General features: G+C 34.8%; 3 protein-coding genes. All 3 read right to left on the bottom strand.

The window, feature by feature from the left end; genetic code table 11:
• On the bottom strand, positions 1-431 hold a 431-nt coding region (locus VNJ50_RS07005; protein WP_325580349.1), incomplete at its 3' end, for an ACP S-malonyltransferase.
• Positions 432-778: 347 nt separating this feature from the next.
• On the bottom strand, positions 779-1,681 hold the full coding sequence (locus VNJ50_RS07010) for a dihydrofolate reductase (RefSeq protein ID WP_325580351.1): 903 nt from the start codon (positions 1,679-1,681) through the stop codon (positions 779-781).
• Positions 1,682-1,992: 311 nt separating this feature from the next.
• Positions 1,993-2,817 carry a thymidylate synthase gene (locus tag VNJ50_RS07015; RefSeq protein ID WP_325580353.1) on the bottom strand — a complete coding sequence of 275 codons (825 nt, stop codon included), beginning with the start codon at positions 2,815-2,817 and terminating at the stop codon, positions 1,993-1,995.
• Positions 2,818-3,034: the final 217 nt, after the last annotated feature.

Genomic DNA, 3,034 nt, shown 5'->3' on the forward strand with positions numbered 1-3,034 from the left:
GCACATACTTGTTCAACAATAGCATCTTCCAAACCTAAAACGGCTGCCATCGTGCTTGGTGTTAATTCACATGCTTTTTGCATTGCCAAAGCGCGTTGTGATACCAATTTTAAGCCATCTTCAAACGATAAAGTACCATTGGCTACCAAAGCTGAAAATTCGCCTAAAGAATGTCCTGCCACCATATCGGGTTTGAACTGATCGCCTAAGGTTTTTGCTAAAATCACCGAATGTAAAAAAACTGCGGGTTGCGTTACTTTGGTTTCTTTAAGAGCTTCTGCAGAGCCTTGGAACATTATATCTGTGATTGAAAATCCTAAGATAGAATTAGCTTGTTCAAAAAGCTGCTGTGCTAGGGCTGATTTTTCATAAAGGTCTAATCCCATGCCTGTAAATTGGGCACCTTGACCTGGGAATATATATGCGTTCATTGTTTTATTATTTTATAGAAGTGCAAAAATAAGAATTATTTTTTTAGACGTGATCATACATTATGATCAACGGCAAATTGTAATTTGTCTTTAGTTGTAAGTATGGAAATTTTTAGTCTTATCAGTGGTTTTAATAATTCTGGAAAGATTATCTGCAATTACCATATTATCAGGAAAACTTTTGGTCACGACAGAAATAACTATAAACCTTCTTCTGTAGCAGCATTAAAAGTGTTCTTTCTCTTAGAAAACGCAATTAAAGTTGAACGTGTTTTACGATGTGAAATCGGAAAAGTAGAATGATTTCATTAGACTATTCATAATTGAAACAATTCTTTGACTAACTTTTATTGCCTTTGGTAAGTGATGAATGAAAAGGAATAATCGTGTTTGTCATCTTTTGGATGTGGAATGTTTTCAGTTTCTTTCCAAACCAAATGATCTATTTTAGGAAAAAAAGCGTCGCCGTCAAAACGTTCGTGAACTCGTGTTAATTCTATTTTATCAGCATAAGGCATGGCTTCTTTATAAATTTCACCACCGCCAATCACAAATGGTTGCGTGTCATTTTTTACAGTTTTCAACGCCTCTTCTATGCTATTAACTACAATTACACCCAATGGTGCATTATAATTTTTTTGACGGGTGATAACAATATGTGTTCGGTTAGGAAGTGGTTTACCAAAACTTTCAAAGGTTTTTCTGCCCATGATTATAGAATGGCCAGAAGTTAGGTTTTTAAAGCGTTTAAGATCGTCGCTCAGATGCCAGATGAGTTGATTGTTTTTGCCAATCACATCATTTTCTGCAGCGGCCACAATAAGTGTTAAGTTGTTGTGGATTTTAGTTTTTTTTTCGATTAATGGAATGGTTTCCACCGGATGAGTTTTTTCAACCTCTTGCTGGAGTTTTAAAATCCGTGCTTTTTGTTTGGCCACCAATTTTTGAAGTTGTGCGTCTTCCCATGCTTTTCCCATAAATTTATTGGTGATAAATACATTGAAAAGATGAAGTACAAAAAGGAAAAACCATGCTAAAATGGCAAATACAAACCAATCGAGTCCGGCAATTTTATTTAACTGGCCCACGCCAATAACCGTATTTAAGATAATGATAAAAACAGCACCGATCAAGAAAATTACAAAATGGTAGTATAAACGTTTTTTTTGTTTGATTCTGCGTTGGGCATTTTCAATAAGTTCTAATTGCTCTTTGTCTATTTTCTCTATCGAATTCTTTTTTCCAAACATAGCATTGAAATTTCAGGTAAAGTTAAGTTTTTTTGCTGAAATCAGAAGTGTTAATATAGTGTTGTTGAAAATAATGGTTTAAGAACCTTAATTTGAATTTAAAAGTGTGATAATCAGCTTTTATATGGGTTGTGAATTCACATAATATAGTAAGGAGAAGGAGTTTCTGTAAACGAATAGCATGCCGATTTTGTAAATGAATTTAGAAGTGAAAAAAACAGTTTTAAATGTTCAATCTATTTTTTATGATTTATAAAAAAAAGCGTCATCTGTAAGGAAAACGCTTTTTGTATAATGTTGAATAATTGGGTTTAAATAGCAACAATCCCTTTAATATGTGGATGTGGATCGTAACCTTCCAAAGTAAAATCCTCAAATTTAAAGCCGAAGATATCTTTCACATCAGGATTTATGATCATTTTTGGAAGTGGTCTTACTTCTCTTGATAATTGCAATTCCAATTGTTCGATATGATTGTTGTAAATATGCGCATCGCCGAAGGTGTGGATAAAATCACCAGCTTCATAGCCGCAAACTTGCGCCATCATCATCGTAAACAAGGCATATGAAGCAATATTAAAAGGTACGCCCAAAAAGATATCGGCACTGCGCTGGTATAATTGGCAGGATAATTTCCCATCAGCCACATAAAATTGAAAAAAAGCATGGCATGGTGGAAGTGCCGCCTTGCCATTGGCAACATTTTCTGAAAACGATTTTGAAGTATCTGGCAATACCGAAGGATTCCAAGCAGAAACCAACATGCGTCTGCTATTGGGATTCTTTTTAAGGGTTTCTACAACATCTTTTATCTGATCAATCTCATCATCGTTCCAATTGCGCCATTGATGGCCATATACCGGGCCTAAATCGCCCTGTTCATCCGCCCATTCATTCCAAATCCGAACACCGTTTTCGTTAAGGTATTTGATATTGGTATCCCCTTTTAAAAACCAAAGCAATTCATAAATAATGGATTTTAAATGTAGTTTTTTGGTCGTAACCATCGGAAAACCTTCACTAAGATCAAAACGCATTTGATATCCAAAAACACTTTTAGTGCCTGTTCCTGTGCGGTCTCCTTTTTGGCAACCGTTTTCTAATACATGTTTTACGAGGTCGTGATATTGTTTCATGTTTACGTACATTCCTGCGAAGGCAGGAATCATATTTTTTATATTACAATTTACTTGAAAGCCAAAATTAAAGAAAAGCTTTATATTAGATAAATTGAAGGCTGAAACATATCAAAAGTTATCAACGTATCATTATGAGATTCCTGCTTTCGCAGGAATTAGTAGTTATCCAATAATCATCCCAGCCATAGTTGCAGATAATAAAGATGCTATTGTT

The sequence above is a fragment of the Gelidibacter sp. genome (genome assembly GCF_035577925.1).
Classification (GTDB): domain Bacteria; phylum Bacteroidota; class Bacteroidia; order Flavobacteriales; family Flavobacteriaceae; genus Gelidibacter.